Source organism: Phreatobacter sp. (assembly GCF_022843985.1).
Lineage (GTDB): Bacteria > Pseudomonadota > Alphaproteobacteria > Rhizobiales > Phreatobacteraceae > Phreatobacter.
Map to the genome: position 1 here is coordinate 41,923 of NZ_JALHMP010000010.1, position 23,407 is coordinate 65,329.

Below are 23,407 nucleotides of genomic sequence, written 5' to 3' on the forward strand. Positions count from 1 at the left end.
GGAGATGAAGACCCTGCCAGAGGCGGCGACCGCCTCCGGCGAAGATTGTCGGCCGCAGCCGGTGGCGGGCTCAGCGCTCGACGCACATGGCGACGCCCATGCCGCCGCCGATGCAGAGAGTCGCGAGGCCCTTCTTGGCGTCGCGCCGCGCCATTTCGTGGAGGAGGGTGACGAGCACGCGGGCGCCGGATGCGCCGATCGGATGACCGATGGCGATGGCGCCGCCATTGACGTTCACCTTGTCCGTATCCCAGCCCATATCCTTGTTCACCGCGATCGCCTGGGCGGCGAAAGCCTCGTTCGCCTCGATGAGGTCGAGGTCCTTCACGGTCCAGCCGGCCTTCTCCAGGGCCTTGCGCGACGCCGGAATCGGGCCCGTACCCATAATGGCGGGATCGACGCCGGCCGTCGCCCAGGACCGGATCGTGGCGAGCGGCTTCAGGCCGCGCCTCTCCGCCTCCGACCGCGTCATCAGCACGATGGCGGCGGCACCGTCATTGATGCCCGAGGCATTGCCGGCGGTCACGGTGCCGTCCTTCTTGAAGGCGGGCCGCAGCTTGCCGAGCGCGTCGATGGTCGCGCCGTCGCGGATATACTCGTCTGTGTCGACGACAATGTCGCCCTTGCGGGTCGAGATGGTCACGGGGACGATCTCGTCCTTGAACCGGCCGGCCTTCTTCGCCGCTTCCGCCTTGTTCTGCGAGGCGACGGCGAACTGGTCCTGCTCGTCCTTGGTGATCTGCCACTTCTCCGCGACGTTCTCCGCGGTGATCCCCATGTGGTAGCCGTGGAAGGCGTCGATGAGGCCGTCCTTGAGCATGGTGTCGACCATCTCCATGGAGCCCATCTTGGTGCCGTTGCGCAGATGCGCAACGTGCGGGGCCATCGACATGCTCTCCTGGCCGCCGGCGACGATGATGTTGGCGTCGCCATTGGCGATCTGCTGCATGCCGACTGCCACGGTGCGCAGGCCCGAGCCGCAAAGCTGGTTCAGCGCCCAGGCGGTCTTCTCCGCGGGAATGCCGGCCTTCATCGCCGCCTGGCGGGCGGCGTTCTGGCCCTCGCCGGCCGTCAGAATCTGGCCGAAGACGACCTCGTCGACCTCTTCCGGCTTCACGTTGGCGCGCTCCAGTGCGGCCTTGATGGCGACGGCGCCCAGTTCATGGGCGGCAAGCGACGCGAGCGCTCCGTTGAACGAGCCGACGGCCGTGCGGGCCGCGCCGACGATGACGACGTCCTCGGACATGAAAACCTCCTGAATGAGCCCGGCGCCTGCCGCAACCGGCGGCGACCTTCCCCTGACCTTGTCTATGGCGGCGTGTCACTGTCAACCGCGCCAAACTGCCAATGCCGCGAGCGTTCCGGGCCCGGCCGGAGCCGCGCTGCACAAAACCGTGGCAGCACCGGAGAAAACACCCTATCGTGACGCTCTCATGGCGTTGTCGGGGGAAGAGCGCCGCGAGCAGGTCCAGGGGGAACGATGGCTAAGAATGATCCGGTCACGATCAAGAAGTACGCGAACCGGCGTCTCTACAACACGGGTACCTCGACCTATGTGACGCTCGAGGATCTGGCCTCCATGGTCAAGGCGGGCGAGGATTTCCTCGTCTACGATGCCAAGTCGGGCGACGACATCACCCGCTCGGTGCTGACCCAGATCATCTTCGAACAGGAGAACAAGGACGGGCAGAACCTGCTGCCGGTCTCCTTCCTGCGCCAGCTCATCCGCTTCTACGGCGACAGCATGCAGTTGCTGGTGCCGCGCTATCTGGAACTGTCGATCGACACGCTCTCCAAGGAGCAGGACCGGCTGCGCCAGCAGCTGTCGACGGCCGTCGGCGTCAACCCGCTGGTCGCACCCTTCGAGCAGCATATCCGCCGCAATATGGACCTGTTCGAGAAGGCCTTCACCATGTTCACGCCCTTCGCGCGGCGCGAAGACAACGAGGCGGCTGCCGCCGAGGCCAAGGCGGGCGCCGAGACCGCGGCTTCGGCCGCGCCTGTCGCGGCGACGGCCCCGGCCGCCGGCGAGCTCGACGAGTTGAAGAACCAGCTCTCGGCCATGCAGAAGAAGATCGAGAGCCTGTCGCGGAAGTAAGGCGGGGGGTCCCGAAATCGGCCTGCGTCAGGCGCTCTGCGCAAGTGGTGAGGCACTGGCCGTCAGCCACGGCCGCTCGTCGCTGGCGGGGCCTGTATGGTCGCCCTGCAGGTAGTTGCAGCCGAGCTCGGCGAGGGTGACGGCGACCTCTTCGCTCGGAACCCATTCCGCAATGGTGGTGAGGTTCATGTGCCGTGCCAGGTCGAGCAGGGCCTGGACGAAATGGCGGTCGTCGGGATTGGCATGGAAACTCGCGACGAAGGCGCCGTCGATCTTGACGCAATTGATCCCGAGCTTCCGCAGGTTGCGGAACGAGGTATGGCCGGCGCCGAAATCGTCGATGGCCACCCGACAGCCCAGCCCCTGCACGCGCGCGACGAAGCGACGTGTGTCCTCGACATCGGCGATCGCCGAGGTCTCGGTGATTTCCACCATCAGCCGCTCGACGGCCGATGGATGCGTCCGCTGATAGGCCTCAAGCGACCTGAGCCAGCTCATGTCCATGGTGGTCGCCGGTGACACGTTGACCGACAGTCGCAGATCGGGCGCGGCGATCAGCTCGCTCATGGTGAGTTCGAGGACGCGTGCATCGACCAGGCGCACGAGGCCGAGTTTCTCGGCCAGCGGCACGATGGCGCTCGCCGGCAGCAGCGTTCCGTCGGCGCGGCGGATGCGCAGCAGGCACTCGTAATAGGCCGTGCGCCGGTCCGGTGTCGCGGTGACGATCGGCTGGAAGGCCAGACCGATGCGCCGGTCATTCAGGGCGGAGACGATCTCGTCGGTGGTCTTCAGGTTCTCCTGCCGGGCGCGTTCGCGCTCCAGGCTCGGCGCATAGATCTGGAAGGCACCGCGCCGCCGCGCCTTGATGCCGTCAAGGGCTTCCTGCGCGCGCCCCAGCATGGCCGCGAGGCTGTCGGCGTGCCGCGGCGCGATGATCCCGCCGATCGTCACCGTGATGGCGACCGGGCCGGCCCGGCTGAGGAAGATGTCGTCGCGCACCGCGTTGAGGATGCGTTCGGCGGCGATCTCCATATCCTCCAGCTGGCAGTTGCGGATCAGCATGCCGAACTTGTTGCCGGAGAGCCGGCCGAGCAGGTCGCCGCCGCGCAGCCGGGTGCGGATGCGCTTGCCGACCGAGGCGATGATCTCGTCGGCGATGTCGAAGCCATAGGCCTCGTTGACATGGGCGAGATTGTCGACGGCCGCGACGAGGAGGCCGATCGAGCAACGCACCTTGGCGGCGTCGGCAAGCGCGGTTTCCAGCACCTCGCAGAAACGATGGCGGGAGAGCTGTCCGGTCATCGGATCGATCTCGCTCGCCTCGATCAGGCGGCGCCGTGTCTCGTAGCTCTCGGTGATGATGCGGACGGCACCATGGGCCCGTAGCGGCCGTCCATCGGACGAGGCGAACCAGCGCCCCGAATCCTCCACCCAGTGGGTGGCGCCCCCTTCGGCCTGGATCGCATATTCGATCGCATAGGCGACGCCTTCGCCACGGTCGACATGCGGTGAATTGACAATGGCCTCGTAGCGGCCGGCCGGCGATTCCTTCGCCAGCATCTGGGCATAGGCCCGGCCCGAAGCCAGATGGCGGGGAGCGATCCCCAACACCCCGGAAGCGTTGTCGCTCCAGGTCATCCGGTCGGAGGGGATGGCCCAGTCATAGGTGGCAGTTCCGACCGAAGACAGGATGTCGGCAGCTGCCGAGGCCTCTGGAGGGCCGGAATGCGTCCCGCCGTGGCCTGCGCTGATGATGTCGGCCCGATCCACTACGCTTCCGCCTGTCGCTGTTTGAATGCCTCCAATAGGCCGCAAAACAATGAAGGAAATCTTGTGAATCCTCCGCGATAGCGAGGAAAATGACCTAGCGTCATGTCGGGAATGGTTTTTCCCGATCCGTCGCATTGTCCCGATCTGGAACGCGACGCCCGGCACGCGCGTTGCACTCATCATCCCGTCGATCGGCGCGGTCCGGTCAGCCACACAGGAGCGGGACATGTCCATGGTCCATCCAGCAGGAACCTCCCAGCCCCTGCGCTGGCGCCGCCGCGACGACGACCGCTTCGGCGCCGCACGTCGCCCGGCGGGCACCTTCGGCGAAGCGCTTGCGACGCTGCCCTTGGCGCCGCGCGCCGACCGCTTCGACCAGGCCCGGGCGCCCAGCACCCGTCCTGCCGCCGCCTTCATCACCCAGCTGCTCGCCGCCCGCCTCAATGTGACGCCGGCCCCCCGTCGCCGGCGTGCCGATCGGGAAGAGGTGGATGCGCGCTACCAGGCTGCCGATCCCGCCGCGCAGCCGACCGCCAGCGGCTCGCTGGTCCGCCGCGACGTCTGAGCGGCGCGTCCGTTCTCAATAGCCGAGGGCGAGACCGTCCTTGCGGGCGTCCGATCCGCCGACCAGGAATCCCGTTGGGTCGATGCGGATCATCTGGCCGCCGCCGATCGGCTTCACCGTCACGTCGACGTCATGGCCCATGGCCCGCACCTTCTCGATGGTGGCAGCCGGCCAGGTCGGCTCGACCGTGGTCTTCTCGCCCTCGAAGAAGGCCCGCGGGGAATCGATCGCCGCCTGCGGGTCCATGCCGTAGTCGACCATGTTGCAGATCACATGGGCATGACCCGACGACTGGTAGCTGCCGCCCATCACCCCGAAGGTGCTGGTCACCTCGCCCTTCTCCAGCGTCATCGCGGGAATGATCGTATGCATCGGCCGCTTGCCCGGGCCGATGCAGTTCGGGTGACCGTCCTCCAGATTGAAGCTCGAACCACGGTTCTGCAGCAGGACGCCGGTCTCAGGCGTGCAGATCTTCGAGCCGAAATGGTGGAAGAGCGAGTTGATGAACGACACGGCCATCCGGTCCCGGTCGACGATCGAGCAGTAGATCGTGTTGGTGCCCGGCGGCGGGGGGATGAGGCGGGCGGTCCGCTTGCCCGGATCGATCATGCCGGCGAGGGTCCTGGCGAAATCCTTGGAGACGAGCTGCGCGACGGTCACCTTCATCGCAGCGGGGTCGCCGACATGGCTGTCGCGCAGCGAATAGGCGAGACGTGCCGCCTCGATGCCGAGATGCAGGCGCTCCGGCGAGGTCGGGTCCATGCTCCGGACGTCGAACTGTTCGAGGATGTTGAGGATGATCAGCGCCGTGATGCCCTGGCCGTTGGGCGGCAGTTCAGCGACGCCCGTCCCCTTGTAGTCACCGATGACCGGCGTCTCGACCGTGCCGCGGTGGGAGGCGAGGTCCTCCAGCGTCAAGAGGCCGCCCTTGGCCTTCAGCGTGGCGACGATGTCGGCGGCGACCCGGCCTTCGTAGAAGCCCTTGGCACCCTTGGCGGCGATCTCCTCCAGAGTGGCACCCAGTGCCGCGCTGGTCATCCGCTCGCCGGCGGTGGGCGCGCGTCCGTTGAGGAGATAATGGCGCGAGGCACCGGCATCCTTCGCCAGCGCCGCGGCATCCGTCGGCCAGTCGAAGGCGACACGCGGCGTCACCGGCCAGCCGCCCTTGGCATAGCGGATGGCATGCTGCAGCACCCGGCCGAGGTCGAACCGGCCATGGGCTTTCAGGATCGTTTCCCAGGCCTCGATGGCGCCCGGCACGGTGACGGCGTGAACCGAATCGGTGGGAACGGACTTCAAGCCTTCCGACCGGAGCCTGTCGGCCGTCGCCGCCCTGGCCGCACGGCCCGAGCCGTTATAGCCCCAGATCGGCTGGCCGGGCTTGGAGATCAGCGTGAAGCAGTCGCCGCCGATCCCGGTCATGTGCGGCTCGACGACCGCCATCACACCGACCGCCGCGATCGCCGCATCCGCTGCCGTGCCGCCATCCCGGAGGATGTCGATGGCCGCCGCCGTCGCCAGCGGATGGGAGGTTGCCGCCATCGCCTCAGTGGCATAGGCGGGGGAGCGTCCGGGCTTGTGGAAGTCGCGCGTCTGATGGGTCACCGGGGCATCCTCCCTTGCCCGGGACTTTCGCCGGGACTGAAAAACTGTCATCACCGGCTTGCGACGGCATTCTTGTCCTAAGGATAACACAAGAGCGCGGTCGCCCGCCACGATCCGGGTGGGTCCGGCTTGTGCACGGGGCGCAGGGCTTCACGCAAGCGCGCCCCGGCCGGGCCGCCCATGCGCGATTGCCGACACCCTTCTGCTGGAGCCGACGATGAACCTGACCCTCGACATCTGCCGAACCCTTGCCGACGCGGCCCTCGCCACCGGCCGCGAAAAGGGCATGAAGCCCCTCGGCGTGGTCATCGTCGACGCCCGCGGCGCCGTCCGCCTGACGCTCGTCGAGGATGGCAATGCGCCGCTGCGCGCCGACATCGCCCATGGCAAGGCCTTCGGCTGCGTCATGGTCGGCGTCGGCGGCCGTGCCCTGGAGCGCATGGCCAAGGACCGCCCGCATTTCGTCACAGCCCTCGGCGGCCTGACCAAGGACCGCATCACCCCGGTCCCCGGCGGCGTGCTCATCCGCGACGCGGCTGGCGCGGTGCTCGGGGCCGTCGGCATTTCCGGTGACAGCTCGGACAACGACGAGGTCTGCGCCCTTGCCGGCATCGCCGCCGTGGGTCTCAAGGCCGATACCGGCGCCTGATCCGCCAAAGCAAAAAGGCCGGTCGCGAGACCGGCCTTTTTCATATGCGATCAGACCCGCGCAATCAGTCGTTGGTCGTCGTCTTCGGCTTCAGGATCTGCTTGCCGCGATACATGCCGGTCTTCAGGTCGACATGGTGCGGGCGGCGCAGATTGCCGGAATCCTTGTCCTCGACATAGGTCGGGGCCACGAGGGCATCATGCGAGCGGCGCATGCCGCGACGCGAGGGCGACGTCTTTCTTCTCGGAACGGCCATGGAACTCTCTTCTGGCGGGGCCGTAGGGGTCTGCCCCCCAGGCGATCGGCGAAACGTGAGACGCGGGCCTATACACGCTTTCGGCAGGGCGTGCCAGAGGCCGGCACCAGTTTTGTGAATCGGATCGGGATCGCCTGCAGTGGGGCGGTGCGTCCTTCGAGGCTCGCTATCGCTCGCTCCTCAGGATGAGGATGGCGGTGACTGGCGCTACGGTAGGTCAGGATTCTGTCCCTCGACGCTGCCATGCTCGACCTCCTCATCCTTGAGGTGCGAGGCCGGGACAGCCGAGCCTCGAAGGACGCACTCCCCCTGTGCGGCCCTACCCCCGATAGGCGAATTGCAGTAGCAGCGTGCGTTGCAGGAACGAGAAATTGTTGTCCGACACGAGGGTGACGATGGTCTCGCCCTCGCCGTTCCGGTGGACGGCGATGCCCTCCATATTGTCGATCTGCGCCGACATGTCCGCCGACAGCACGATGGGTCCGTCGAGCACGGCCCCGGCGCGGATCGTGTCACCGGCGATCCGCCGGATACGGAAGGCAACGCCCCGCCAGGCCGAGAACCAGCGCTCCAGCAGCAGCATGTCGCCTCCCGGCAGGAAGGCGAGGTCGGTGACGTCGAAATCATTGGTCCGCCGGACGAAGATGTCGCGCGCCGGCCCCGGGCCGATCAGGAAGCCGCGGATATCGCCCCCGGGATTCAGCGCCCGTTCCGAAATGGCAAGCAGCGTGCCGGCAAGCGGCGAGGGCCGCGGCAGAACGCCGAGGGCCTCGATGCCGCGGTTGGCCGGCATCCGGTTGGCGCCCATCGGCACCGGGGAGGGCACGCCGCGGGCAAGGACACCCTCGCGGCCGAACGTATCGAAGCGGAAGATGCGATGGGTGCGCTCTACGCCGACATAGGCGGTGCCGCCCTCGATCCACAGGCTCTCCGTGTCCCAGTTGCCGGTCTCGGCGAGCGGCCGGCCGCCGGGGCCGAGCACCGCTGCCATGCGGGCCTTCGACAGAGCGGAGAGGCGGCCGCCCTCGAGGGCGATGCCGGCGGTGAGCCACTGGCCCTGGTCCGACAGGGCGGTGAGGCGCTGGCCCGTCGCATCGGTGCGCAGGGACGACAGCCCGCCGAAGCCGCCATAGTCCGATTGCAGTTCCAGCCCGCCGCGAAAGGCGAAGGCGCCGAACTCCTGCTTGTCCGGCTCGCGCGGGGTGAAGGCGTTGATCGGGAAGGAGCGGATGTCGATGTCGACCGGCGTCCGCGGCACGGGATTGCGCGCCGCGGCAGGACGGGCGAGCGCGGGCAGGGCGGCGAGGCCTCCGGCGAGGGCGAGGATCCCGCGCCGTGTGGGCGGGAGCATCAGGCGACCCGCCGGCGCTTGACGCCGCCCGAGGCGCCTTCGCTCGCATGTTCGTCGAAGAGCTCGGCGAGCTTCTCGGTCATGGCGCCACCCAGCTCCTCCGCATCGACGATGGTTACGGCGCGGCGGTAATAGCGCGTCACGTCATGGCCGATGCCGATGGCGATGAGCTCCACCGGAGAGCGGGTCTCGATCTCCTCGATGATCCAGCGCAGGTGCCGTTCGAGGTAATTGCCGGGATTCACCGACAGGGTCGAATCGTCCACCGGCGCGCCGTCGGAGATCATCATCAGGATCTTGCGCTGCTCGGAGCGGGCGAGCAGGCGCTTGTGGGCCCAGTCCAGCGCCTCGCCGTCGATGTTCTCCTTCAGGAGCCCCTCGCGCATCATCAGGCCGAGATTCTTGCGCGCGCGCCGCCAGGGCGCGTCCGCCGCCTTGTAGATGATGTGCCGGAGATCGTTGAGGCGGCCCGGATTGGCCGGCTTGCCGTTCTGCAGCCAGAACTCGCGCGCCTGTCCGCCCTTCCAGGCGCGGGTGGTGAAGCCGAGGATCTCGACCTTGACGCCGCAGCGCTCCAGCGTGCGCGCGAGGATGTCGGCACAGGTCGCCGCCACGGTGATGGGCCGGCCGCGCATCGAGCCGGAATTGTCGAGCAGCAGCGTCACCACCGTGTCGCGGAAATTGGTGTCGCTCTCCTGCTTGAAGGAGAGCGCCGCCATTGGATCCATGATGACCCGCGGCAGACGGGCCGGATCAAGGATGCCCTCCTCCAGGTCGAAGTGCCAGGAGCGGTTCTGCTGCGCCATCAGGCGGCGCTGCAGGCGGTTGGCGAGCCGGGAGACCACCGGGCCGAGATTGGACAATTGCTTGTCCAGATAGGCCCTGAGCCGGTCGAGCTCCTCGGCATCACACAGGTCCGGCGCGTCGATGATCTCGTCGAATTTCGGGGTGAAGGGCTTGTAGTCCGGTCCCTTGCGCTCGGCGGTCTGGCTCTTCGGCCGCCACGGCTCGCTGGCATCCTCGGAATCGCCGAGATCGTTCTCGTCGGGCAGTTCGGCGGTCTCGGCGTCGGAGGCCTCCTGTGCGCCCTCCGGCGACTCGTCGGCCATCTCCTGGGCATCCTCCATCTGCATGCCTTCGGAGGATTCCTCGTCCTGGCTGTCCGGGCTCTCGCCCGATTCCGGCGTCTCCTGCTCCTGGTTGTCGGCGCTGTCGTCGTCATTGTCCTCGTCGGAGCGGCCCTGCTCGTCGCCCATGTCGAGCGAGGTCAGGAGGTCGCGCACCGCCTTGCCGAAGGCGCGCTGGTTGTTCTCGAGGCCGACCAGCGCCTCGAGATTCTTGCCCGCCTTGGTCTCGATCGTCTCGCGCCAGAGATCGACGATCTTCGCCGCCTGGGCCGGCGCCGCCTGTCCCGTCAGCCTTTCGCGAACCATGAGGGCGAGGGCATCCTCCAGCGGCGCATCGGCCTTGTCGGTGATCTCCTCGTACTTGCCCATGCGGTGGTAGTGGTCCTCGAGCCGCGCCGTGAGGTTCTGCGCCACGCCCGCCATGCGGTTGGAGCCGATCGCCTCGATGCGGGCATTCTCCACCGCCTCGAACACGGCGCGGGCCTGCTGGCCGTCGGGCGTCATCTGCCGGTGGACCTTGGCATTGTGCACGGCGAGGCGCAGCGCCATGGCGTCGCCATGGCCGCGCACGATGGCGGCGTCCTTGGCCGAAAGCTTGCGTGGCGGCTCGGGCAGGCGCGCCTTGTCACCGGCCAGCCCCGGCTTGTCGGCGGCATAGGTGACCTCGAGGTCGCGGCGGGCGATGGCGCGCATGCAGGAGGCGACGGAGCGCTTGAACGGCTCGGTCGGGCTTTCCTTGGGTGTAGGCTTGGCCTTGGAATTGGAGCTCACGAAAGGTCCTTTTTCAGCCAGATGCGGCGATGGCCGGGCGGAAAATCGCCGAGCTCGCCATAAACCTCGTATCCCAGCTTCTGGTAGAAGCCGTCGCCCTGGAACGAGAACGTGTCGAGATAGACATGGCGTGCGCCACGCTTCGCCGCCACCGCCTCGGCCCTCGCCATCAGGTCCGTGCCGAAGCCGGTGCCGCGCAGCGCCTCGTCGAGCCACAGGAGCTCGATGAAGCACCAGTCCCACAGCGTAGAGCCGACGACGCCGCCCTTGATGGTGCCGGCATCGTCGCGCACCGAGACGGCGAAGCGCTTCCACTTCGACGGCCCGGCCTGCGCCGCGTTATAGGCGACGAGGCCCTTGACCACGGCCCGCGCCGTCTCGGCGACGCGGCTGTCCTCGGCGATGCGGAGCGTAGTGTAGCTCACATCGAAAGCCCTCCGCGCGCCGCCAGAGCCTCAGCGCGAAGCTCCTCTGATATCGAAGGATGGGCTTTAAGCCATTCATCGATGACCTTCGACGCACGGGCGCTCTTGGAAGCCTTGTGGTTCAGTCCGTGCAACGCGCTTTGGGTGCAGGCGACATTCTCCATGGCCAGAATGGCGGCCAGCACATCTAGGAGATCCTCGCCGATATCCGACATCTGCTCATCGGTGAGATCGAAGCCGAATGCCGCCATGTCCCAGAGCATATAGAGACAATCAGCCAATGGCCCGGGGCGATCGTCCAATTGCCCCGTCGGGAACCGCACTGCGAAAAAGTCGCGATAGAGGATTGGCAACGACCTAATCGCCGCGACGCGCAAATCGCGCTCGACCGTCTGCTCTGTCAGAGCCTCGCTCATCCTCGAACAGGCATTGGAAAACGTAAAATACAGACCGTAACCGGCGGCTTGGTCTGAGTAGCGGGCGAGATCCTCGCCCGCGCGCTGGCACAACGCTCCGAGTAGGAAGCACCGCTCTTCGTCCGGCCACCCATTGTCCGGATAGTCATCCGGGTCGCTGTCGCCGTGCTGCCAGCCGGTTGAGATGCTGCCCTCAAATGTCAGTTTGAGCCACGCGCGATAGGCGTCGCTGCCCTCACGAAACCGCTGCATCCATGCATCTTGCCGGCCGGCCTGCGCGACAGTCATGACGCCGGATCGACCTCGAACGGTCGGGTCTGGATCTCGTCCCAGGAGTAGGGGCACTCGGGCGGAAAATCAGCCTCCGGCAGCAATGTCTCGACCGCGGCCCAGGCCCGACCATCCTCGTACGCTTCGGCAAGGATGCCGCTCAACCGTGCTTTGAGCCCGGGGCTTTTCCCAAGGACCCGAGCAATCCGTCGCCTCTGCTCCCGGATGGTCGCCTCCCAGCTGCGCGATCGCCTCTCGGGTTGCTGGTCCCACTTCAGCATATGCATGAGGAGCACCTTGAGCGCGCTTTCCAGCCTGCTCTCCTCCGAACGCCCCACGTCGGCTAGCTCCTCGGCAATGTTGGCCACGTCGATTTCAGCTACGCGGCCAGCCTTCAGGAGCGCAACCTGTTCGAACACCCAGGTGTAGAGGTCCTCCTCATAGCGGGTATGGGCCTTCGTCGCGGGCCGGGCCTTCTCAGCCTTGTCCTTGACGATCTGGCCCATGCCCGCTCCCCTCCTGTTAGCTCAGCGCCACGTTGACGGCGCTTTCCGGCAATTCCTGGCCGAAGCAGCGCTGGTAGAACTCGGCGACCAGCGTCCGCTCCAGCTCGTCGCACTTGTTCAGGAAGGTGAGGCGGAAGGCGAAGCCGATATCCTTGAAGATGTCAGCATTCTCGGCCCAGGTCAGCACGGTGCGCGGGCTCATGACGGTGGAGAGGTCGCCGTTCATGAAGGCGTTGCGGGTGAGGTCCGCCACGCGCACCATCTTGTTCACTTGGTCGCGGCCCTCGGCGGTCTTGGCGAAGTTCTTCGCCTTGGCGAGGATGATGCCGACCTCGTTGTCGTGCGGCAGGTAGTTCAGCGTGGTGACGATGGACCAGCGGTCCATCTGCGCCTGGTTGATCTGCTGCGTGCCGTGATAGAGGCCCGTCGTGTCGCCGAGGCCGACCGTATTGGCGGTGGCGAAGAGGCGGAAGGCGGGATGCGGGCGGATGACGCGGCTCTGATCGAGCAGGGTGAGACGGCCCGAGCTTTCCAGCACGCGCTGGATGACGAACATCACGTCCGGGCGGCCGGCGTCGTATTCGTCGAAGCAGAGCGCGACATTGTGCTGATAGGCCCAGGGCAGGATGCCGTCGCGGAATTCGGTGATCTGCTTGCCGTCCTTCAGCACGATCGCGTCCTTGCCGACGAGGTCGATGCGGCTGACATGGCTGTCGAGGTTGACGCGGATGCAGGGCCAGTTGAGGCGGGCGGCGACCTGCTCGATATGGGTCGACTTGCCCGTGCCGTGATAGCCCGAGACCATGACGCGGCGGTTGAAGGCGAAACCGGCGAGGATGGCCAGCGTCGTCGGCTTGTCGAACAGATAATCCGTGTCGAGGTCCGGGACATGGTCGCCGCCCTGGGAATAGGCGGGCGCCACCATGTCGGAATCGATGCCGAACACCTGGCGCACGGAAACGGTCGTATCCGGGAGCCCGGACACATTGTCAGTCTGCACTGTCACGAAAGAACCTCCGATGCCGCGTTCGGCGCAGCGAGCCATGTCCACATGATGGCGGCGACCTTACCAGATCGCATCCAAAGCCCGGAAGGGTGCCCTTCGCGGGAATGCCATTCGAAATTCTGATGCGTCGCATCATGGTGCCGACCATCCGGGGTCAGCAGAAGCCGACGGATTTGAGATAATTATAGGCCTGGATGATCTCGCGCAGCTTGTCCTCGCGCGAGCGGTCGCCGCCATTGGCGTCCGGATGCAGGCGCTTGGCGAGCTCCTTGAACCGCGCCTTGATCTCGGTCGCAGTGGCATGGATGTCGAGGTTGAGCGTGTCGAGCGCCTTGCGCTCGGCATTGCGGATCATCCGCCCCTCGGGCTCGGCCGCCCGCTCGCCGGCCTGCCGCCAGTCGGCACCGTCGAACATGCCGAAGGGGTCGGCAGCCTTGCGCGGGTCGAAATGCGGCTTCGGCTCCTCGCGTCGCCCGGATTTCGTCCACGAATTGACGCCCATGCTCCAGGTCGGCCGGTGCCCGGTCAGCGCGTCCTTCTGATAGGCCGCCACCGCCGCGTCGTTCATACCGGCGAAATAATTGTAGCTGGCGTTGTATTCCTTGACGTGGTCGAGGCAGAACCAGACGAATTCACCCTCCCGGTCCCGCCCCAGGGGGGCCCGGTGGGTCGCCTCGCAGGGACAGCCGTTGAACCCGCACACGCGCATGCCCGGCCGGGCACGGGTGCGCCGGTCGTCGCCGGGCTTGACCCGGATGCTGTCGAAATAGGGCGAGTCGATCTTCATGATGTCCAGCGAAGCAGATCACGGATTATGGGGGTGGCGGGCTGCCGCGGCAAGGCAAGCCGCCGGGCAGCGCGCCTCCGCAGGCCGGCCTTGACCCGGGGTCACGGCGCTGCGAAGGGTCGGCGCTCCCGCCACCGAACGGTTCGGAAAACGCCGCCATGACGATGACCCTGCACTCCTCGCCCCTTTCCCCCTTCGGCCGCAAGGTGAAGCTGGCGCTGCACCATCTCGGGAGTCTGGCCGATGTCACCGTCGTCACCACCGATACGATGAATGCGGAGGATCCGATCCGTCGGACGAATCCGCTCGGCAAGATTCCGGCCCTCGTCCTCGCCGACGGCACGGTCGTCTACGACAGCCGCGTCATCATCGAACATCTCGACCTCGTGGCCGGCGGCAAGCTCATCCCCGCGGAGCCGAAGGCCCGCATAACGGCTCTGACCCTGCAGGCGCTCGCCGATGGCATCATGGATGCGCTCATCCAGCAGCGCTACGAGGCCATGTTCCACGACGAGGCGGCACGCTCGGAAAAGTGGCTCGCCCACCAGCGCGGCAAGGTCGAGCGGGCCATGGCGGCGCTCGAGGCCGCGCCCCCGGCTCTCGCCGTCCATGCCGGCACCATCACGCTGGCCTGCGCCCTCGGCTATCAGGACATCCGCTTCGAGGGGACCTGGCGCCAGAGCCATCCGCGCCTCGTCGCCTGGCTCGATGGCTTCATCGCCCTGATGCCCGAGGCCTGGGCCGCGACCTCCGCGAAGGGCTGAGCCTATTCCAGACCGAAGCGCAGGGCTGCCGCCGCGGCGATCGGCCCCAGCACCAGGCTCATCAGCGACAGCGCCACCAGGATCATGAAGGGCTGGCCGAAGGGCAGCGGTCCGATAATGGCGGCGTTCGTCGCCGCCACGCCGAAGATCAGCACCGGGATGGTCAGCGGCAGCACGAGGATCGCCATCAAGAGGCCGCCGCGCCGGAGCGACACCGCCAGCGCGGCACCGACCGCACCGATGAGGCTGAGGGCCGGCGTGCCCGCGCCAAGCGTCAGCGCGACGGCGCCCATGGCCTCCGGCGGCACGTTGAGGAAGAGCCCGAGCACCGGGGCCGCCGCCACCAGCGGCAGGCCGGTCGCCAGCCAGTGCGCTGCTGCTTTGGTGGCGATGACCAGCGGCAGGGGTGTCGGCGCCATCATCATCAGGTCGAGGGACCCGTCATCGGCATCGGCCTGGAACAGCCGGTCGAGGCCAAGCAGCGTCGCCAGCAGGGCGCCGATCCACAGGATGGCGGGGCCGATCCGCGCCAGCAGGTTCATGTCGGGCCCGACCCCGAAGGGCACAATGGTGACCACCGCGAGGAAGAACACGACGCCGACCATCGCCCCACCGCCGATGCGCATGGCGAGAAGGAGGTCGCGGCGGAAGATGGCGGCGAGCGGTCCGGTCATGCTGCCCGTCCGATGGCCAGTTCCCGCGTCGGCAGGCCGAGGGGCCCGTGCGTGGCGGCGAGAATCAGTCCGCCGGACGCCACGTGGTCGGCCATGATCCCGGCCAACACCCTCTGGCTGGCGAGGTCGAGGGCCGCGGTCGGCTCATCGAGGAGCCAGATCGGCCGGGTGACCGTCAGCAGCCGGGCGAGCGCCAGCCGGCGCCGCTGGCCGGCGGAGAGATAGCCCGCCGGCAGGGCTGCGAGATGGCCGATGCCGAGCCGTTCCATGGCTGCCTCCGGACCCCGGCCGCCACCGCCGAGATAGCGGGTCCAGAAGGCGAGGTTCTCGGCCACGGTCAGCGATCCCTTGAAGGCGTCCTGATGGCCGCAATAGTGGCACTGTTCGCCGATGCTCGCCTCGGGGTCGCCGCCCTCCAGCGTGAGTTGGCCCTCCTCGATGCGCACCAGTCCGGCGATCAGGCGCAACAGGCTCGACTTGCCAGCCCCGTTCGGCCCGGTCACCTGCACAGCCTCGCCGGCATCGACGGCAAAGCCCAGGTCGGCGAAGACGATTCGGCCGCCGCGCTGGCAGGTCAGGGCATGGGCGGTCAGGCGCATCATGCCGCATTCCTCCGCGACGAAAGGGTGACCTGCGAGAGGCGATAAGCGCTTCTAACCATATGGCGGGCTGATTGGAATCCCTCTATAACGCCGCCGATCGGCCGCCGCCTCTCATGCGTGTATCGAGGGCCCAGGGTTTCAGGGCGCGACGTCGGCCTCCAGAACGAGGGGATCATCGCCATATGTCGCTCGACAGCTTCAAGGCCCGCAAGACGCTCAAGGTCGGCTCCAAGTCCTACGTCTATTACAGCCTGAAGGAGGCCGAGAAGAACGGCCTCGCCGGCATTTCGGCCTTGCCCTTCTCGATGAAGGTGCTGCTCGAGAACCTCCTGCGCGCCGAGGACGGCCGCTCCGTCACCAAGGCCGACATCGAGGCGGTCGCGGCCTGGATCAACGACAAGGGCAAGGCCGGCAAGGAAATCGCCTTCCGCCCGGCCCGCGTGCTGATGCAGGACTTCACCGGCGTGCCCGCGGTCGTCGACCTCGCCGCGATGCGCGACGCCATGAAGGCGCTCGGCGGCGACCCGCAGAAGATCAACCCGCTGGTCCCCGTCGATCTCGTCATCGACCATTCCGTCATCGTCGACGAGTTCGGCTCGCCCAAGGCCTTCAAGAAGAACGTCGATCTCGAATATGCCCGCAACGGCGAGCGCTACCGCTTCCTCAAGTGGGGCCAGCAGGCCTTCAAGAACTTCTCCGTCGTGCCGCCCGGCACCGGGATCTGCCACCAGGTGAACCTCGAATATCTCGCCCAGACCGTCTGGACGAAGAAGGAAAAGGCCGTGAAGACGGTCAACGGCAAGAAGACCACCGTCACCTACGAGGTCGCCTATCCCGACACGCTGGTCGGCACCGACAGCCACACGACCATGGTCAACGGCCTCGCCGTCCTCGGCTGGGGCGTCGGCGGCATCGAGGCCGAGGCCGCCATGCTCGGCCAGCCGCAGTCCATGCTGCTGCCCGAGGTCATCGGCTTCAAGCTGACGGGCCGCTTGAAGGAAGGCGTCACCGCCACCGATCTGGTGCTGACCGTCACCCAGATGCTGCGCAAGAAGGGCGTCGTCGGCAAGTTCGTCGAATTCTACGGCCCCGGCCTCAACAACATGACGCTGGCCGACCGCGCCACCATCGCCAACATGGCCCCGGAATATGGCGCCACCTGCGGCTTCTTCCCCGTCGACGAGGAGACGCTGAATTACCTGACGACGTCGGGTCGCAAGCCGGCCCGCATCGCCCTGGTGGAGAAATACTCCAAGGCCCAGGGTCTGTTCCGCACCAAGGCCTCGCCCGATCCGGTCTTCACCGACACGCTGGACCTCGCGCTCGACACCGTGGTGCCCTCCATGGCCGGTCCGAAGCGTCCCGAGGGCCGCGTCGCGCTGGAGGCCGTCGGTGCCGGCTTCGCCGATGCCATGGAGAAGGACTACAAGAAGGCCTCCGAGATGAGCCGCCGCGTCAAGGTGGAGGGCCGTGACTTCACCCTCGGCCATGGCGACGTGGCGATTGCCGCCATCACCTCCTGCACCAACACGTCCAATCCGGCCGTGCTCTTCGCCGCCGGCCTCCTCGCCCGCAACGCCGTCGCCAAGGGCCTGAAAACCAAGCCCTGGGTGAAGACCTCGCTCGCCCCCGGCAGCCAGGTCGTCGCCGAGTATCTGTCGAATTCCGGCCTGCAGAAGGACCTCGACAAGCTCGGCTTCAACCTCGTCGGCTTCGGCTGCACCACCTGCATCGGCAATTCCGGCCCGCTGCCGGCCGAGATTTCCAAGGCGATCAACGACAACGGCCTGATCGCCTCGGCCGTGCTCTCGGGCAACCGCAATTTCGAGGGCCGCGTCTCCCCCGACGTCCAGGCGAACTACCTCGCCTCGCCGCCCCTCGTTGTCGCCTATGCGCTCGCCGGTTCGGTCACCATGGACCTGACCAAGGAGCCTTTGGGCACCGACAAGAAGGGCAACCCGGTCTATCTCCGCGATATCTGGCCCTCCTCGCAGGAGATCAACGCCTTCATCGCCAAGAACGTCACCAAGAAGCTCTTCAAGGAGCGCTATGCCGACGTGTTCAAGGGCGACGCCAACTGGGCCAAGGTGAAGGCGCCGACCGGCCAGACCTATGCCTGGGACGACGGGTCCACCTATGTGCAGAACCCGCCCTATTTCGTCGGCATGGGCATGAAGCCGAACGCCATCAGCAACATCGAGGGCGCCCGCGTCCTCGGCCTGTTCGGCGACAAGATCACCACCGACCACATCTCGCCGGCCGGTTCCATCAAGGCAGCGAGCCCGGCGGGCAAATATCTCCTCGACAACAAGGTCGATGTCGCCGACTTCAACCAGTACGGCACCCGCCGCGGCAACCATGAAGTGATGATGCGCGGCACCTTCGCCAATATCCGCATCCGCAACCACATGATGGGCCCGAACGGCAAGGAAGGCGGCTTCACGATCCACTATCCCTCCAAGGAGGAGATGTCGATCTACGACGCCGCCATGAAGTACCGCGCCGAGAAGGTGCCGCTGGTCGTCTTCGCCGGCATCGAATACGGCAACGGCTCCTCGCGCGACTGGGCCGCCAAGGGCACCAACCTGCTCGGCGTGCGCGCTGTCATCGCCCAGTCCTTCGAGCGCATCCATCGCTCCAACCTCGTCGGCATGGGCATCGTACCCTTCACCTTCGAGGAAGGCACGACCTGGGCCTCCCTCGGCCTGAAGGGCGACGAGACCGTCACCATCAAGGGCCTTGAGACCGTCAAGCCGCGCCAGAAGATGACCGCCGAGGTCACCTTCGCCGACGGCAAGGTCAAGAAGGTGCCGATCCTCTGCCGCATCGATACGCTGGACGAGATCGAGTACTTCAAGAACGGCGGCATCCTGCAATACGTGCTGCGCGATCTTGCCGCCTAAGACTGCGGCGTGACATAGTTATCCTGACGCTATGTCACGCCATTCAGGCTCCGAAGTATGACAGGTGAAAGTCCGGCGGCAGATCCTTCGCGCACGGAAACAAAGTCCGAGCGCGTGACGAAGATTGCCAACGCGTCGACCGCTGTGGTCGGCAGCCTTATCGCTGTGGGAACGGCGGTGGGAGGGGCGGTCACGTGGTGGACAGTGTTTTTTGCCGCCCCGGCTCCGCCTAAGGAAAGTGCGCCGCCACCCTCAGCGATCATGCAGCCGCCTCAGGTGGTGATCTCGCCGACGGTGATCATTTCACCTACGGTCAATGCCGGCCATGCGACGGCACCTCCTTCCTCGCAAGATACAAGGTCTGAGACGGTCAGCGCAGCAAAGCCAGCAGTCACGTCGGGTTCGGCTGCGCCGCCACCGGCGTCACCGCCGGTCGCTGTTGCGCCGGTCGCCGCCGCTCCGATCGTCGCGGTGCCGGTGCCAGCCCCGGCGCCTGCCGTACCAATCGTGACGGCCACCCCGCCTCCTGTCGTCACGGCGGTGGCTGTGCCGGTCGCTCCACCGCCGGCGACGACCCGTGGCGACGGCCCTCGGACATTCGCGGGCTGCACCGTCCTGGGGGCGGCTCCGATCATCCGGGTCAAGCCCAATGACGTGCTCTGCTCCTCCGACGGAGCCAGCCGGATCGTCATCGAAAGCATGTCCGGCACGCGCCTCTACTATCTCGATGGCCGGAACCGACAGTTCTGCCTGTTTGGCGAGCTTTGCGGACTGAGATGGTCGGATGCGCCGCGGTTCATCGTGCGGCCGCACCGCATGGCGTCGGACGAGCCGCCGACAGTTGATCTCGTGATGCAATAGGGACAAGGGGTGCTCAATGAGACGGATTGGGATGGTCTTGCTGATGCTGCAGCTTGGAAGCGCATCGGCAGTTTGGGGACAGGGCGTTCAGCCTTCGGCGTCAGTGCCAGCTCATCCCGTACTGACCCAAAGCGACAACGCCCGTCTCATGCGCGTCGATGAAGGCATCTTTGAGCTGCAGGTCGGGCGCACAGTCGACCTGACCGACAAGAAGATCATGATCATGATCGATTCGATCCAGAATGCCGAAGACCCAACTCGGGCGCTGGTCATTTTTCGATATCCCAATAGCTCGGCCGGCTTTCGGATCGGAAGCCGCTGGAATCTGAAAGATTTTTTCAGAGAAGAGCTTCGAGACTACAAGGCGTGTTTCATTGACATTGTTCGGGTTATCGCGCCCCGGGGAGCGCCCGCGTCGGCGACCTTACGCATGGAGTGTTCCTGAGCGCCTTGTTCGCAGCCGGTTAGCCCGGTCGCGGCGGCTTGGTATGTGCCAAGCCGCCGTTGTCTTTTTGGGGATGCAGCAGGCATTCACGGCCGTTTGCGCTATTTTCACCCAACCGTGAGTAGCCTCCGGGAGGGTCGTGGGCGTAGACAACCCTCGCGGAACCGAACGGGTTCCCGAAATCGGGGCGGATTTCGATGTTGCTTGGCAGAATCTGCGGCGTGTTCGCGTGCGCCTTCATCGCTTTGGGAGGAGCGCAGGCATCGCCGCTTCAGCGTCCCACTGCCGTGGTCGAACTCTTTACCAGCCAGGGCTGCTCGTCCTGCCCGCCCGCCGACCGCTTCGTCGCCGATCTGGCCGATCGTCCTGATGTGATCGCCCTGACCCTGGCGGTCGACTACTGGGACTATCTCGGCTGGCGCGACACCCTCGCCCGGCCGATCCATGCCAAGCGCCAGAAGGCCTATGCCTATCTGCGCGGCGACCGGCAGATCTACACGCCACAGATGATCGTCAACGGCATCGGCCATGTGATCGGTTCCGATCGCCCCGCCGTCGAGCGCGTGATGGAACAGACCCGCGGCCAGGCCGGGGTGCTTGCCGTGCCGGTGACGCTGCGCATCAGCGGTGACACGATCACCATCATCCTGCCGCCGGCCAATCTCGGCCTCGGGACTGACAATCCCGCCACCGTCTTCCTGTTCGGCGTCTCGTCGCGCCAGCCGGTGGACATCACCCGCGGCGAGAACCGCGGCCAGACGATGATCTATCGCAATGTGGTGCGCTCCCACGCCATTCTCGGCGAATGGACCGGCGGCGCGCAGACCTTCACGGTCTCCCGCCGCGAACAGGTCGCGCCGGAATGCGAGCGGCTGGCGGTCCTCGTCCAGGCCGGGACGCCGCGGCGCCCGGGGGCCGTGGTCGGTGCCGCCATGATCGAGATGCCAGCCCTCGCCATTCACTGACGGCAGGCGAACTCAGGCCCGCGCCATCCACACCATGTCAGGCGCGACGATACCGGGCACGTCGTCCTCGTCGATGCGGCTGACGGCATCCACCGAGACCATCTTCTCGGCGTTGAGCGGGCAGACGCCCTGCCGCACGAGTTCGCGGCCGAGGCTCTTGCGCACATGCGCCGCCGCCGTTTCGGCGATATCGGCCTCGATGAAACGGGTCGCCGCAAAGCGCGAGCCGTTGGCGCTGTCGGTTTCTCCACGGGCGTCGCAACGATACCAGGGCATGTTTCCGTCCAATTTCCTGTTCAAGCCTCTCCCAACCACATCGACGTTGAGAGAGCGTTGAGAAGTTTGCTTAACCATTCATGGCCCATCCATGGAGCCGTGATGGGCATGGGTGGTTCGGGTGAAGGAAAAGGTTCAATGGCTGAATATGACCTGAAGGGCCGCGGCGACCTGCTGCCGCGCCGGATGCTCCTCGCCGGCGGCGGCGCGTCGCTTCTTCTCGGCGCCTGCTCGGCGCCTCCGGTGGCGGCGCCGTCCCAGCCGAGCTTCTATCGCAACCTCGCGCAGGCGGGGGCGCGCGTCGATTCCGCCATGGCCGCCGCGATGATCTCCGGCTTCCGCCGCAACAACGGCCGCAGCGCCCTGACCGTCGATCCCGTCCTGATGGCGGTGGCCGAAGCCCAGGCCACGGCCATGACCCAGGCGGACCAGGTCGGCGTGCGCACCGGCGCCGTCGGCGCCAGGCTGACCACGGCCGGCTATCGCCACCGGGCCGCTGTCGAGAACACGTCCGCCGGCTATCTCACCCTCGCCGAGGCCTTTTCCGGCTGGCGCGATTCCCCGCCCCACCGCGCCAACATGCTGAACCCCGCCGTCACCCGTCTCGGCATCGCGACGGGCTTCCGCCCGGGCTCGCGCTACCGCGTCTTCTGGGCGCTCGTTCTGGCCGAGCCTACGGCCGTCGCCTGATCGGGCAGGGTCAGACGGCGCACATGCCGCCGTCGACGCTGTACACCCCGCCGTGACAGTAACCGGCGGCATCGGAGGCGAGGAAGGCGACGAGCTCGGCCACCTCGTCGACATGGCCATAGCGTCCCTGAGGCACGGCGGCCGAGACGGCGGCACGGGCAGCCTGCACATCCGGGCTCTGGCCGGCATTGATCGAGTCCATCATGCGGCTCTCGATCGGCCCGGGATTGACCGAGACCACCCGGACGCCCCGCGGCCCGGCCTCGGCTGCAACGGACCGGGTGATGCCGATCACCGCATGTTTGGAGGCCGTATAGGCGGAAAGCCCCGGCGTCCCCTTGAGGCCGGCAATGCTGGAATTGTTCACGATGCAGCCGCTGCCCTGCCCGTACATCACCGGCAACACGTGTTTCAGGCCGAGGAACACGCCGATGACGTTGACATCGATCACCTGTCGGAACGTCGCGAGCGGATAGTCCTCGATCGGCTGGACCACGCCCTCGATGCCGGCATTGTTGAAAAAGATGTCGATCCGGCCGAAGGCGGCGCGCACCGCGGCCACGGCGTTCGCGATATCCGCCTCGACGCTCACATCCGCCGTGGCTGTCTCGAGGCGGGCGCCGGGCGGCATGAGCCCGCGCAAGGGCGCGAAATCCGTGCCCGGCCGGTCGATGGCGAAGATCGCCGCGCCGCGACGGCCCATCAGGGCGGCGGTGGCGCTGCCGATGGCGCCGGCCGCTCCGGTAATAACCGCCACCTTGCCGGCGAGCGAGATGCGTTCGGTCATGGTGAACTCTCCTCCTGCTGTCGGTCGTGGCGACAAGATTACCGAAGCGGCGGGGGGAGGTCTTTGAGCGAGAGCAACGGCTGGAGCGTGGACTCGTAAAGCGCGTTTCAGGTCAGGTCGGATCGCCCGAGGCGAGATACCAGTCCATGATCTCGCGGCCCTGCATGAACACGAGGTCCGGCCGGGAGGCCAGTTCCGCCAGCAGCGTCTCGAGAACGGCGACCCGGTGCGGAACGCCGAGAATGAAGGGGTGGATGGCGAAGGACAGCACCTTCGCCCCGCCCATCGGGCCGCTGCTCTTCGCCTCGGCGATCAGCCGGTCGGCCTGGGCGAGGGTTCGATCGAGGAACTCGCGCGCCTGATGGTGCTGGATCATCATCATCGGGATATCATTCAACTCGACCGAATAGGGCATGGTCAGCACCTCGCCCGCGGTCGTTTTCAGCCGGCAGGGCAGGTCGTCCACAACCCAGTCGCCGATATAGCGAATGCCTGCCGCGGCGAGGAGATCGGCGGTCTCCAGCGTCTCGGTGAGGCCGGGGCCGAGCCAGCCGACGATCGGCGCGCCGGTGAAGCTCGACAGCGTCTCCACCGTGCGGGCAATCATCGCCTTCTGGTCGTCGATCCGATGGGTCGGCACCTGGTGCCAGCCATGGCCCATGAACTCCCAGCCGGCCTCATGCGCTGCGCCGGCGATGCGCGGCCGGTCGATGGCGGCCCTGTAGGGGAGACGTTGTTCGGGGCGCAGGGGCTCGGTCATGGGATGACGGCTCGGTCCGGTGTCGGGAATGATGGTCGGCCCCTCGCCCCGATCACAATCTGAGGAGAGAGGGCGAGG

The 23,407-nt window shown here is 66.8% G+C and carries 25 protein-coding genes; 8 read left to right on the plus strand and 17 right to left on the minus strand.

The window, feature by feature from the left end:
- Positions 1-70: 70 nt before the first annotated feature.
- Positions 71-1,246, minus strand: a complete 1,176-nt coding sequence (locus Q0C57_RS08945; protein WP_296575155.1) for an acetyl-CoA C-acetyltransferase — start codon at positions 1,244-1,246, stop codon at positions 71-73.
- Between the two features lie 234 nt (positions 1,247-1,480).
- Between Q0C57_RS08945 and phaR the strand changes: the two genes are divergently transcribed.
- On the plus strand, positions 1,481-2,098 hold the full coding sequence (gene phaR, locus Q0C57_RS08950) for a polyhydroxyalkanoate synthesis repressor PhaR (protein WP_296575157.1): 618 nt from the start codon (positions 1,481-1,483) through the stop codon (positions 2,096-2,098).
- 27 nt (positions 2,099-2,125) lie between these two features.
- On the opposite strand, the gene Q0C57_RS08955 is transcribed toward phaR, so the two are convergent.
- Complete coding sequence (locus tag Q0C57_RS08955; protein WP_296575159.1) at positions 2,126-3,868, minus strand: EAL domain-containing protein; 1,743 nt, start codon at positions 3,866-3,868, stop codon at positions 2,126-2,128.
- Positions 3,869-4,094: 226 nt separating this feature from the next.
- Here Q0C57_RS08955 and Q0C57_RS08960 point away from each other — a divergent pair, with 226 nt between their 5' ends.
- Complete coding sequence (locus Q0C57_RS08960; protein ID WP_296575162.1) at positions 4,095-4,433, plus strand: hypothetical protein; 339 nt, start codon at positions 4,095-4,097, stop codon at positions 4,431-4,433.
- 15 nt (positions 4,434-4,448) lie between these two features.
- Here the strand turns inward: Q0C57_RS08960 and ggt are convergent, their stop codons facing one another.
- Positions 4,449-6,038: a gamma-glutamyltransferase gene (gene ggt / locus Q0C57_RS08965; protein WP_366937818.1), complete on the minus strand. Its 1,590-nt coding sequence runs from the start codon at positions 6,036-6,038 to the stop codon at positions 4,449-4,451.
- 217 nt (positions 6,039-6,255) lie between these two features.
- Here ggt and Q0C57_RS08970 point away from each other — a divergent pair, with 217 nt between their 5' ends.
- Complete coding sequence (locus Q0C57_RS08970; protein ID WP_296575167.1) at positions 6,256-6,687, plus strand: heme-binding protein; 432 nt, start codon at positions 6,256-6,258, stop codon at positions 6,685-6,687.
- 64 nt (positions 6,688-6,751) lie between these two features.
- Here Q0C57_RS08970 and rpmF read toward each other — a convergent pair whose 3' ends face one another.
- The 8 genes from rpmF to Q0C57_RS09010 form a co-directional block, all read right to left on the minus strand.
- On the minus strand, positions 6,752-6,943 hold the full coding sequence (gene rpmF / locus Q0C57_RS08975) for a 50S ribosomal protein L32 (protein WP_106750512.1): 192 nt from the start codon (positions 6,941-6,943) through the stop codon (positions 6,752-6,754).
- A 319-nt stretch (positions 6,944-7,262) separates the two neighbouring features.
- Complete coding sequence (locus Q0C57_RS08980) at positions 7,263-8,294, minus strand: esterase-like activity of phytase family protein (protein WP_296575178.1); 1,032 nt, start codon at positions 8,292-8,294, stop codon at positions 7,263-7,265.
- A complete protein-coding gene (gene cobT, locus Q0C57_RS08985) occupies positions 8,294-10,192 on the minus strand; it encodes a cobaltochelatase subunit CobT (protein WP_296575181.1) in 1,899 nt (632 codons plus the stop codon). The genes Q0C57_RS08980 and cobT overlap by 1 nt, the downstream gene beginning before the upstream one ends.
- Positions 10,189-10,617 carry an N-acetyltransferase gene (locus Q0C57_RS08990; protein WP_296575183.1) on the minus strand — a complete coding sequence of 143 codons (429 nt, stop codon included), beginning with the start codon at positions 10,615-10,617 and terminating at the stop codon, positions 10,189-10,191. The genes cobT and Q0C57_RS08990 overlap by 4 nt, the downstream gene beginning before the upstream one ends.
- Positions 10,614-11,321: a hypothetical protein gene (locus Q0C57_RS08995; protein ID WP_296575186.1), complete on the minus strand. Its 708-nt coding sequence runs from the start codon at positions 11,319-11,321 to the stop codon at positions 10,614-10,616. The genes Q0C57_RS08990 and Q0C57_RS08995 overlap by 4 nt, the downstream gene beginning before the upstream one ends.
- Positions 11,318-11,809, minus strand: a complete 492-nt coding sequence (locus Q0C57_RS09000) for a DUF29 domain-containing protein (protein WP_296575189.1) — start codon at positions 11,807-11,809, stop codon at positions 11,318-11,320. The genes Q0C57_RS08995 and Q0C57_RS09000 overlap by 4 nt, the downstream gene beginning before the upstream one ends.
- A gap of 16 nt (positions 11,810-11,825) precedes the next feature.
- Positions 11,826-12,815 carry a cobaltochelatase subunit CobS gene (gene cobS / locus Q0C57_RS09005; protein WP_296575191.1) on the minus strand — a complete coding sequence of 330 codons (990 nt, stop codon included), beginning with the start codon at positions 12,813-12,815 and terminating at the stop codon, positions 11,826-11,828.
- A gap of 154 nt (positions 12,816-12,969) precedes the next feature.
- Positions 12,970-13,602 carry a J domain-containing protein gene (locus Q0C57_RS09010; protein WP_296575194.1) on the minus strand — a complete coding sequence of 211 codons (633 nt, stop codon included), beginning with the start codon at positions 13,600-13,602 and terminating at the stop codon, positions 12,970-12,972.
- A 158-nt stretch (positions 13,603-13,760) separates the two neighbouring features.
- Here Q0C57_RS09010 and Q0C57_RS09015 point away from each other — a divergent pair, with 158 nt between their 5' ends.
- Positions 13,761-14,366, plus strand: a complete 606-nt coding sequence (locus tag Q0C57_RS09015; protein WP_366937819.1) for a glutathione S-transferase family protein — start codon at positions 13,761-13,763, stop codon at positions 14,364-14,366.
- A gap of 2 nt (positions 14,367-14,368) precedes the next feature.
- On the opposite strand, the gene ccmB is transcribed toward Q0C57_RS09015, so the two are convergent.
- Entirely contained in the window at positions 14,369-15,040 is a 672-nt protein-coding gene (ccmB, locus tag Q0C57_RS09020) for a heme exporter protein CcmB (protein ID WP_296575197.1), read from the minus strand.
- The gene (gene ccmA / locus Q0C57_RS09025) at positions 15,037-15,639 is read right to left on the minus strand and encodes a heme ABC exporter ATP-binding protein CcmA (RefSeq protein WP_296575444.1); all 603 of its coding nucleotides are present in this window, start codon (positions 15,637-15,639) and stop codon (positions 15,037-15,039) included. Before ccmA ends, ccmB begins: the two co-directional genes overlap by 4 nt.
- Before the next feature lie 185 nt (positions 15,640-15,824).
- On the opposite strand from ccmA, the gene acnA reads away from it, so the two are divergent.
- Positions 15,825-18,545, plus strand: a complete 2,721-nt coding sequence (acnA, locus tag Q0C57_RS09030; RefSeq protein WP_296575199.1) for an aconitate hydratase AcnA — start codon at positions 15,825-15,827, stop codon at positions 18,543-18,545.
- Positions 18,546-18,817: 272 nt separating this feature from the next.
- Here the strand turns inward: acnA and Q0C57_RS09035 are convergent, their stop codons facing one another.
- Positions 18,818-19,063, minus strand: coding sequence for a hypothetical protein (locus tag Q0C57_RS09035; RefSeq protein ID WP_296575202.1), 246 nt, complete (start codon positions 19,061-19,063; stop codon positions 18,818-18,820).
- A gap of 374 nt (positions 19,064-19,437) precedes the next feature.
- Here Q0C57_RS09035 and Q0C57_RS09040 point away from each other — a divergent pair, with 374 nt between their 5' ends.
- Together Q0C57_RS09040 and Q0C57_RS09045 are read left to right on the plus strand one after the other, a co-directional pair.
- Positions 19,438-19,851, plus strand: a complete 414-nt coding sequence (locus Q0C57_RS09040; protein WP_296575205.1) for a hypothetical protein — start codon at positions 19,438-19,440, stop codon at positions 19,849-19,851.
- A 287-nt stretch (positions 19,852-20,138) separates the two neighbouring features.
- Complete coding sequence (locus Q0C57_RS09045; RefSeq protein WP_296575207.1) at positions 20,139-20,816, plus strand: thioredoxin family protein; 678 nt, start codon at positions 20,139-20,141, stop codon at positions 20,814-20,816.
- 12 nt (positions 20,817-20,828) lie between these two features.
- On the opposite strand, the gene Q0C57_RS09050 is transcribed toward Q0C57_RS09045, so the two are convergent.
- Positions 20,829-21,092, minus strand: coding sequence for a hypothetical protein (locus Q0C57_RS09050; RefSeq protein WP_296575210.1), 264 nt, complete (start codon positions 21,090-21,092; stop codon positions 20,829-20,831).
- A gap of 138 nt (positions 21,093-21,230) precedes the next feature.
- On the opposite strand from Q0C57_RS09050, the gene Q0C57_RS09055 reads away from it, so the two are divergent.
- Positions 21,231-21,782: a CAP domain-containing protein gene (locus Q0C57_RS09055; protein ID WP_296575213.1), complete on the plus strand. Its 552-nt coding sequence runs from the start codon at positions 21,231-21,233 to the stop codon at positions 21,780-21,782.
- 10 nt (positions 21,783-21,792) lie between these two features.
- On the opposite strand, the gene Q0C57_RS09060 is transcribed toward Q0C57_RS09055, so the two are convergent.
- Both Q0C57_RS09060 and Q0C57_RS09065 read right to left on the minus strand, forming a co-directional pair.
- Positions 21,793-22,569 carry an SDR family oxidoreductase gene (locus Q0C57_RS09060; protein ID WP_296575216.1) on the minus strand — a complete coding sequence of 259 codons (777 nt, stop codon included), beginning with the start codon at positions 22,567-22,569 and terminating at the stop codon, positions 21,793-21,795.
- A 112-nt stretch (positions 22,570-22,681) separates the two neighbouring features.
- Positions 22,682-23,329 carry a hypothetical protein gene (locus tag Q0C57_RS09065; protein ID WP_296575219.1) on the minus strand — a complete coding sequence of 216 codons (648 nt, stop codon included), beginning with the start codon at positions 23,327-23,329 and terminating at the stop codon, positions 22,682-22,684.
- Positions 23,330-23,407 lie beyond the last annotated feature (78 nt).

What these genes read in the sequence shown, in the direction of transcription:
- Q0C57_RS08945 (WP_296575155.1), bottom strand. Translation starts at nt 1,246, where the DNA reads ATGTCCGAGGACGTCGTCATCGTCGGCGCGGCCCGCACGGCCGTCGGC.
- phaR (WP_296575157.1), top strand. Translation starts at nt 1,481, where the DNA reads ATGGCTAAGAATGATCCGGTCACGATCAAGAAGTACGCGAACCGGCGT.
- Q0C57_RS08960 (WP_296575162.1), top strand. Translation starts at nt 4,095, where the DNA reads ATGTCCATGGTCCATCCAGCAGGAACCTCCCAGCCCCTGCGCTGGCGC.
- Q0C57_RS08970 (WP_296575167.1), top strand. Translation starts at nt 6,256, where the DNA reads ATGAACCTGACCCTCGACATCTGCCGAACCCTTGCCGACGCGGCCCTC.
- rpmF (WP_106750512.1), bottom strand. Translation starts at nt 6,943, where the DNA reads ATGGCCGTTCCGAGAAGAAAGACGTCGCCCTCGCGTCGCGGCATGCGC.
- Q0C57_RS08980 (WP_296575178.1), bottom strand. Translation starts at nt 8,294, where the DNA reads ATGCTCCCGCCCACACGGCGCGGGATCCTCGCCCTCGCCGGAGGCCTC.
- Q0C57_RS08995 (WP_296575186.1), bottom strand. Translation starts at nt 11,321, where the DNA reads ATGACTGTCGCGCAGGCCGGCCGGCAAGATGCATGGATGCAGCGGTTT.
- Q0C57_RS09000 (WP_296575189.1), bottom strand. Translation starts at nt 11,809, where the DNA reads ATGGGCCAGATCGTCAAGGACAAGGCTGAGAAGGCCCGGCCCGCGACG.
- Q0C57_RS09010 (WP_296575194.1), bottom strand. Translation starts at nt 13,602, where the DNA reads ATGAAGATCGACTCGCCCTATTTCGACAGCATCCGGGTCAAGCCCGGC.
- Q0C57_RS09015 (WP_366937819.1), top strand. Translation starts at nt 13,761, where the DNA reads ATGACGATGACCCTGCACTCCTCGCCCCTTTCCCCCTTCGGCCGCAAG.
- ccmB (WP_296575197.1), bottom strand. Translation starts at nt 15,040, where the DNA reads ATGACCGGACCGCTCGCCGCCATCTTCCGCCGCGACCTCCTTCTCGCC.
- ccmA (WP_296575444.1), bottom strand. Translation starts at nt 15,639, where the DNA reads ATGCGCCTGACCGCCCATGCCCTGACCTGCCAGCGCGGCGGCCGAATC.
- acnA (WP_296575199.1), top strand. Translation starts at nt 15,825, where the DNA reads ATGTCGCTCGACAGCTTCAAGGCCCGCAAGACGCTCAAGGTCGGCTCC.
- Q0C57_RS09040 (WP_296575205.1), top strand. Translation starts at nt 19,438, where the DNA reads ATGGTCTTGCTGATGCTGCAGCTTGGAAGCGCATCGGCAGTTTGGGGA.
- Q0C57_RS09050 (WP_296575210.1), bottom strand. Translation starts at nt 21,092, where the DNA reads ATGCCCTGGTATCGTTGCGACGCCCGTGGAGAAACCGACAGCGCCAAC.
- Q0C57_RS09055 (WP_296575213.1), top strand. Translation starts at nt 21,231, where the DNA reads ATGGCTGAATATGACCTGAAGGGCCGCGGCGACCTGCTGCCGCGCCGG.
- Q0C57_RS09060 (WP_296575216.1), bottom strand. Translation starts at nt 22,569, where the DNA reads ATGACCGAACGCATCTCGCTCGCCGGCAAGGTGGCGGTTATTACCGGA.
- Q0C57_RS09065 (WP_296575219.1), bottom strand. Translation starts at nt 23,329, where the DNA reads ATGACCGAGCCCCTGCGCCCCGAACAACGTCTCCCCTACAGGGCCGCC.